Origin of the sequence: uncultured Clostridium sp. (assembly GCF_934754915.1) — a bacterium.
Classification (GTDB): domain Bacteria; phylum Bacillota; class Clostridia; order Clostridiales; family Clostridiaceae; genus Clostridium.
Map to the genome: position 1 here is coordinate 1 of NZ_CAKVKB010000146.1, position 7562 is coordinate 7562.

The 7562-nt window shown below is 28.4% G+C and carries 7 protein-coding genes and 1 pseudogene; 1 reads left to right on the forward strand and 7 read right to left on the reverse strand.

The features are described from left to right. Positions 1–61: 61 nt before the first annotated feature. The 4 genes from Q0F58_RS15740 to Q0F58_RS15755 form a co-directional block, all read right to left on the reverse strand. Positions 62–1900 (reverse strand): hypothetical protein, encoded by a 1839-nt coding sequence (locus Q0F58_RS15740; protein WP_294378655.1) that lies wholly within the window; start codon positions 1898–1900, stop codon positions 62–64. A gap of 101 nt (positions 1901–2001) precedes the next feature. Continuing rightward, positions 2002–4509 (reverse strand): DEAD/DEAH box helicase family protein, encoded by a 2508-nt coding sequence (locus tag Q0F58_RS15745; RefSeq protein WP_294378657.1) that lies wholly within the window; start codon positions 4507–4509, stop codon positions 2002–2004. 59 nt (positions 4510–4568) lie between these two features. Further along, on the reverse strand, positions 4569–4883 hold the full coding sequence (locus Q0F58_RS15750) for a nucleoside triphosphate pyrophosphohydrolase (RefSeq protein ID WP_294378659.1): 315 nt from the start codon (positions 4881–4883) through the stop codon (positions 4569–4571). 256 nt (positions 4884–5139) lie between these two features. Next, complete coding sequence (locus Q0F58_RS15755; RefSeq protein WP_294378662.1) at positions 5140–5265, reverse strand: ParA family protein; 126 nt, start codon at positions 5263–5265, stop codon at positions 5140–5142. Positions 5266–5466: 201 nt separating this feature from the next. Between Q0F58_RS15755 and Q0F58_RS15760 the strand changes: the two genes are divergently transcribed. After that, on the forward strand, positions 5467–5982 hold the full coding sequence (locus Q0F58_RS15760; protein ID WP_294378665.1) for a hypothetical protein: 516 nt from the start codon (positions 5467–5469) through the stop codon (positions 5980–5982). 111 nt (positions 5983–6093) lie between these two features. On the opposite strand, the gene Q0F58_RS15765 is transcribed toward Q0F58_RS15760, so the two are convergent. The 3 genes and pseudogenes from Q0F58_RS15765 to Q0F58_RS15775 all read right to left on the reverse strand — a co-directional run. Continuing rightward, entirely contained in the window at positions 6094–6738 is a 645-nt protein-coding gene (locus Q0F58_RS15765; RefSeq protein WP_294378668.1) for a class I SAM-dependent methyltransferase, read from the reverse strand. 21 nt (positions 6739–6759) lie between these two features. Continuing rightward, a complete protein-coding gene (locus Q0F58_RS15770; RefSeq protein ID WP_294378671.1) occupies positions 6760–7110 on the reverse strand; it encodes a TIGR04076 family protein in 351 nt (116 codons plus the stop codon). A 68-nt stretch (positions 7111–7178) separates the two neighbouring features. Then, a pseudogene (locus Q0F58_RS15775) lies at positions 7179–7562 on the reverse strand (phage head-tail adapter protein); the annotation flags it as partial.

Below are 7562 nucleotides of genomic sequence, written 5' to 3' on the forward strand. Positions count from 1 at the left end.
ATATGTCCTGCTCAAAATATCATTCATGTTACCATACCCCTATTTTTATTCGAAAAAGACTCTATTTGCAGTACCTGGAATCATTATGTTTTACAATCTCACTAATTATTATACTTTTACCATTGCTTTTATCTTTATTTGCTCTGTAAAATATTCTGCATGGGAATCCAGATGGAGTTGAAAATCCTATGTGAGCACGTCCATCACTAACTTTTCCTCTGTTACTTGATAATGCCATAGGATTATCAGTTGTATGCATTTCCATAAGAACTGCTTCTATATTTCCAAGTTCATTATATTGAAAGTTTTTTACTACAGATTTTATAACATTATTATCAAATATAAATCTTTTAAATACAACTTTCCATCTGATTTCTAAATCTGCTGCATTTTTATTAAGCTGCATAAGAAATTTATTATTTTCTTCTTCATATTGGTTATTTAAATTTACAATTTCAATATTATCTCTATCTAATTTTTCCTTAAGATTTTTTATTTCTTTTTCTTTTAATTTAATTTCATTTTCTGAGTCATCAATAATATCATAAAGTTCTTTAATATCATTATTTTTTATTTTTAATTGTCTTTTTGCATTTTCAAATTCACTTTTGACATTTTCATATTTCTCTTGTTCTTCGTAACTTAATTGTTTAAATTCATTGTCCTTTATATTTAATTCATATTTTACACATCTATATTTATTTTCAATTTCTTTATATTTTTGTTCAAGATTAAATTTTTCCTTATTTTGTTTATCTTTTTTCTTTTCAGCTTCTTTTATATGTAAATTTAACTGACTTATATTCTCTATATAAGTTTTAATACTTTCTTCTTTCTTCTTTATATTTGTTTTTAAGAGATTATACTCATCTTTTAACTTTTCATTTTCTCTATAAAGATTTAGAAATGCTTCACTTTCTTCTTCTGCTTTTTCTCTCTCCACTTTAGGCAACCAACTTGGAAGTTCTTCATTCTTTGGAGTGAAATTACTCCCATATGAATGCACACTAATCCATACAGTCTGAGCAAAAAGTTCATAAATAATCTTATTTTTGCTTCTGTTAAGCATAAAAGCTTCCACACCAATAAGTGCAAGCCATCCTGCCGGTCCTGTTATAAATGCTAGTGCAGATGTTGCACCCGTATACGCTGCAAAAGGAAGAGTTATTCCTAATGTTGTAGTAAATATGGCATGCATTATTGTTGTTAGGGCCATATATGCACCAAATCCAGATGCATTAACTACTAATATTCCTGCTGATGTTCCTACAGCAGCTGACAGCATTTTTCTTACTTCCTGTCCTGTAAGATTTTCTAATCCAAGAGCTTTCTTTAATTCTTTCTGCTGATCATCCCCCATTTTGTTTATTTGCTGCTGAATGGCTTTATCTGTTTTTTCTCTTTCTTCAGCAGTTTCATTTTTCAATTTTTCTTTTGTCTGGCTGAGAAGTTTTTCATTGTACCTAAAGAATATTCCATCTGCTTTTTTTGCAGGTGTTAAATCTTCGCTTATTTCCTTCTTATAACTTTTTGCAGCATTATCAATTATACATACAGATATAACATCATCAGAATCAGCTTCAGTTATATTTTCACCAAGAATCTTTAATTTGCTGACAATAGTACTTCTAAATCTTTTTTCAAGTTGTTGTCTTGATAAAATTTCAAGTTTTTTCTTGTTATCTTTTAATCTTTGTTCCATTGAAATTACAGCTGGTTCGTCAATTTTCTTTTTATTAAAAAAATCATTAACAAAATTAACTGCTTTTACAACAGACTTTTTTGCTTTTTGTCCAATTTCACTGCTTATATTTGAAACTGTCATTGTCTCTAAAGTTGCGAGTAAATATTGCAATTCTTCTATGTCCATTTTATGTATTCCATCAAAAATATTAGCCATATAAACTCCTTCCTATCTCAATAAATTTATTTTACCTTTTTTCCTTTAGGATTATTAACATTAACTTTATACTTAGGACTATAAAATTATATTTTAATAAACTAAAAATTAAATCTTTCCTCATAATACTTTCCACATCTAAAGTCGATAGCATCTTTCATATTGGATACAAATATTTTATTGTCAATAAACTCTTTTAAATCATCAAATAATCCAATAACAAAATTATCGTTACTCTTAAAGAAACTCCCATCAGTTTTAATCAAGAAAGTAACAGGATTAGTCTTAGCAAGTTTAACATAATCACTCTTATCCCAGTTTTCAAACTTAGAAGTACCCTTATCCCTAAGCATGTCTACTTTATTAGTCCCCTTATGATAAAACTCATAAAAACTATTGTAAATATCCTCTTCATCAAGATTCATCTTAACATTTCCCTCATTATAAAATGCCAGTAATACAGGAATCTTGTAACTCTTGCTCATCTTTGTTCTTTCTATCATCTTTATAAAATCGTAACCTCTTGTATTTAAGAACTCTAATTCATCCTCATCAAGTTCATCATTCTCCTGTAAAAATCCAAGATAATCATAAAAAGGATTCATTGCTTTCTTGCCTTTTTTAATTGCAGAGTAAATCTCATCATCCATATTGTTAAACAACTCAACTCTGCTTGGTCTATGACCTAATTCATCTTTAACTCTTAAGAATTCCTCTTTAATCCTATCCTTTATCTTCATTTCCTTAGAAGCTAAATTCTTAAAAATATCCACTAATCTAAAATCAAAATCTATTCTGCAATCCTCTGGATATTCTTCTTCATCTGGAAGGCCTCTTTTAGAGTCAACTCTAGAGTATTGTTTTCCACTCAGTAAAAATGGAAGAAGATCTGCCTTTCTATAATTACCTATAAAATCCAACACGTTTAAGTATTTCTTATTTTCAAATTTTCTAAGCCCACGACCAAGCTGCTGTAAAAATACTGTTGGTGATTGTGTAGGCCTTAAAAACATAACCATATCTATTGAAGGTATATCTAATCCCTCATTAAACATATCTACAGAAAATATAACTTTAAGTTCTCCTTTAACCAGTTTATTTATTGCAGTGTTTCTTCCCTCAGCAAATTCTCCATTATCACCACTGTAAACGGCTGCACTTTCAATTCCACTCTCACTAAAAAATTTTGCCATATATTCTGCATGCCTTTTGCTTGTACAAAATCCTAAGGCTCTCTTTGAATTATATTTCTTATAATGGTTTAAAATAAGTTCTGCTCTCTTATTTAACATCAAGGCTTCTTCAAGATTTTTCTCTACATATTTACCATTTTTAAATTCTACATTATCATAATCTACAGTATCATCATAAATTCCATAGTATCTAAACGGAACAAGATAACCTTTATTTACTGCTTCACACAACCTTATTTCATACACAATATTGTAATCGCAAAGTGCAAATACATCTCTACTATCTAATCTTTCAGGAGTTGCAGTAAGTCCAAGCATAAATTTAGGAGTAAAGTATTCTATTATCTTTCTGTAATTACCTGAAACAGCATGATGAAATTCATCTATTATTATGTAATCAAAATAATCTTTTTTAAAATATTCTTCATTTAAATATTCATCTTTTCCTAAAGTCTGTACAAGTGCAAATATCATAGACTTATCTATATCTTTTACATTATTATAGAAATAACCTATATCATCAGATTTCCTTACATTTTTAAAACTTCTTGCTGCCTGCTTAATTATTTCTTCTCTATGAGCTACAAACAATATACGCTTTGAATCCTTAGAATCAAATGCTGCAAGATATGTTTTACCAACACCAGTTGCAGCAACAACCAATGCCTTATCAAACCCTTCTTCCCTTGTATTATTAAGTGCATACAAAGCTTCTATCTGTGCTCCTTTAGGCTCAAATAAATCAATTACTTTATTTTCACTCTCAGTATTATTTTCTGAATGATTTTTACAATTTTCTATGTTCTTAAAAATCCTTGGTCTAACCCATTCCTTAGAATAATTGTTCATGACTTTATCATTTATTATTATTGAATGGTTATAGAATAAATCCTCAAAAGTATTATAAAACCTGTTAAAATCCTCTGCATTTTGTGATTTTAAAAATCTATAATTCCATTCAATAGAATGCGTGAGTGCACCTCTTGAAATATTTGATGAACCCACATATATCTCACTATCTATCTTATTGTGGAACATATAAGATTTTGGGTGAAAGGATTTACTAGAAACATTATAGAATCTTAAATCAATCTTATCTTTAAATTCCTTTTTTAATAAGCATAACGCTGATGGCTGAGTTATATTAAGATAACTGCCAGTAAGGATTCTTATCTGAACTCCTCTCTCCACAGCCTCTTTTATATCATTCAAAATAAGTTTAACACCTGATTCCATTAAAAATGAAACTATTATATCTATTCTTTCTGCTTTCTTGAAACTATCTTTTAATCTGTAGTATAAATAATTTTTATCTCCAGTTATTGCATTCAAGTTGGTACTTGTTTCTATAGATATTTCTTTAATACTCAATTCACTTTCTTTTATCTTTGCATCCTCTAATTTTATTTTATCCATAAACCTCTTCCTCATATTTGCATTAATTAAGCTGTTATACACATATTTTTCTCTATATATTACTTAACACTTTTAAGAACTATTCCATCTTTAAAACCGCCTCGTTCTTCTTTCTTCTTTATTCTCACTTCCATTAATTTATCTTCACTACATCCAAGTTCATGCGCAATACCAAAAATGACTTCCACAATGTCAGCAAGCTCTTCTACATTTTTATCTTCCAAATACTCATTTACTTCTTCCATAAGCTTCTTTTCAAGCAAATCAAATTTATCTTTTCCAGTAACAATATCCACATCACATTTTTTATTATCTGCTTTGATTATATCTGGAATTTTATCTCTTACTAATTTATTGTATATCTTAGGTTCCATATTAAAATTACCTTTCCTTGATACCGTAAGTTTGGGAAATTTAAATCCTATTGTTATTTTATCATCTTCCATATGAAAAGTTAATTATAATAAGCATATTACTGTTAAATTTTAACTTGTATACAAAAACAAAGCCTTGCAACCACTATAAGACTTCATTAAAATTTAACCATTTAAAGCATTATACTTCAGCCTCATGCCAATTATAATATTTTTGCCACTTATCCAGCTTCATAAATAGAAAAGTAAGATTTGCCTAAGAATCTAAGTCAATCAAAAGCACACGTTTATTTTCTTTCAAAGCTAATAACGATCCTAAATTTGCTGCAAGGGTACTTTTTCCTACTCCACCTTTATTATTCACAATAGAAACTACTCTCAACTTTATTTACTCCTAAATAGTTTTATTAATAAAAAACATGTATAAACATTGTCATTTATTCATATTGTTCCCACACTCTTATTTTTCTATAGCATATAAGATAAATTAATCATAAATTTTTCTCTTCACAAATTTAGTAAATATTGTTTATATATGTATTGTATATTATAATATTTTATATAAAATTGTAGGAGTGATTAAATGAGTAAAATATTAGGTTCATGGAGTGGTATGCGTAAATATCTTGAACATGAAATGCTTGCTGAAAATTTACATAAACGAGTTCGATATAATTGTACTTCTTATGTAGGAATGGATGGATGCCATATATTTGAAATCTATATTGACAACAAATTGATAAAACAATTTTCATGGAAAACTGTTAATTCTTATTTTATTAAAAATGAATATAAAAAAATTTCCAGTCCTGCATCTATTGAAGAATACTGGGATGAATTCTGGACCATTATAGATGCTATTCCTATACAGTCAAGAACTGAATATACAGATAACGAATTTTGTGAAGCCCTTAAAAGCTATCGAAATCAAGCTATTCAATGTAGTCTAAATTCTGAAAATCCCTTAGAAAAAATGTTTGCTATATTAGATAAACGAGTTGGTAAAAAAACGCTGTCTAATGTAAAAGAATCATTTAAAAACCAGCCTAATTGGCTTAAATTTATTTATAACTTAAGATTAAATGCAGAAAATATATAAATTTCTATAAAAAATAAAGCCCTGTTTTTTACAAGACTTCATCAATGTAATTATGTCTCCATACATCTACCTTTAAAAATAGAAAGTTCCTTCCCATTTCGACATAATTTATTATTGTTTATCATTCATACAGACTACTTCAAAGCATCTTTTTTCTGCACCATACCTCTTCATAACAGTTTCCTTCATGCTTTGAATATTAAAAACTCCAAAATATTTTCTTATATCATCTTCATCAAAAAATCTCTTAAAACCATCCTTTGTAAGATAAAAATGCCTTTCAATTTCTTCTCCACATCCTGCATTGTAGTTTATATCATTTACAGAATTAACTCTAGCTATAAGATACCCCCTGCTCTTTAGCACTCTTTTTATTTCATTTAGAACAGATTTTGTAGTCATATTATCAAAATAATGTAATGACAAATCAGCTATTATTACTTCTGCACTATCACTTTCAAATGGCAGTCTTTCAGTCATATCCATTTCAACTAAATCTGAATTTTTTATATGCCTTGAAACAATATTAAGAGCTTCTTTTGAATAATCACATGAAATAACAGAATAATCTCTTTCCTCTAAATAAATAGAATCATTTCCACTTCCACATCCAAGATCTATTATCCCGACATCTCTTCCTTTATCCAATATTTCTTTATATTTATCCAGCCATAAGTCATAAACAGGTTTAACATTTCCTATTTCCTTATAAACTTTATTCCAATATATTTTATTATCAATGCTCTTTTCAGTCATGTTATTATCCTCTGCCTTTTTCTATTCTTCAAAAAATCTTCCCTTATAAAAATTCTCATTTCCAAGTTTTTTTGCTGTCAGACTGAATATTACACAGCCATCTGGACATACAACAGTTTTGCTGTATCTGCCATCGCCTCCAATGTTCTGTAAATCTCCACCACTTCGAACAGCTTCCATAATTGGATACAACATCATCATTGTCTTTGAACAAATCCCTTGACCATCTGCATTTACAGGGCATCCATAAGTACAAGTATATTTATCTCCAACTTCTTCACCATTTCTACAATAATGCTCTGTATGGTCCCCTCTTAAAAATCCTGTTACTTGAATTTCAAATTCATATTCTTCATCATACCATTTTTTCATAAAATCACTCCATTTGAATTTTCATATTTAATTTTCAAAAATATTATTCATAATGTGTTTTTCATTATCTATACTTGATGTATCTTATTTTTTATACGACAGCATGCTTCTATATGCATAATCCAATGTCTTGAAAACGGCATTTGAATCAATCCTTTAATATCCTTTTTACACCAATAATCCACAAGCCAGTATGCATTTTCATCCTGACTTACAACTTCAAGATCAAGCACTTTCTTTTTATCTATGTCTGTCATTTTTCTTTTAAGCTGCTTATATTCTAATGTTATTAAAATATCTTCTGTATTCTTTTTTACTTCATGAATATAATTATATAGCTCATCCAGATTCAGTTCAGCAGAAAAATCTGCAATCTGCTGCTTTATTAATTCGTTTCCTGTTGTAATAATAGGACTTCCAATACGTTCTTTATATTTATTTTTAAAGAAAAT

What these genes read in the sequence shown, in the direction of transcription:
- Q0F58_RS15740 (WP_294378655.1), bottom strand. Translation starts at nt 1,900, where the DNA reads ATGGCTAATATTTTTGATGGAATACATAAAATGGACATAGAAGAATTG.
- Q0F58_RS15745 (WP_294378657.1), bottom strand. Translation starts at nt 4,509, where the DNA reads ATGGATAAAATAAAATTAGAGGATGCAAAGATAAAAGAAAGTGAATTG.
- Q0F58_RS15765 (WP_294378668.1), bottom strand. Translation starts at nt 6,738, where the DNA reads ATGACTGAAAAGAGCATTGATAATAAAATATATTGGAATAAAGTTTAT.
- Q0F58_RS15770 (WP_294378671.1), bottom strand. Translation starts at nt 7,110, where the DNA reads ATGAAAAAATGGTATGATGAAGAATATGAATTTGAAATTCAAGTAACA.
- Q0F58_RS15750 (WP_294378659.1), bottom strand. Translation starts at nt 4,883, where the DNA reads ATGGAACCTAAGATATACAATAAATTAGTAAGAGATAAAATTCCAGAT.
- Q0F58_RS15760 (WP_294378665.1), top strand. Translation starts at nt 5,467, where the DNA reads ATGAGTAAAATATTAGGTTCATGGAGTGGTATGCGTAAATATCTTGAA.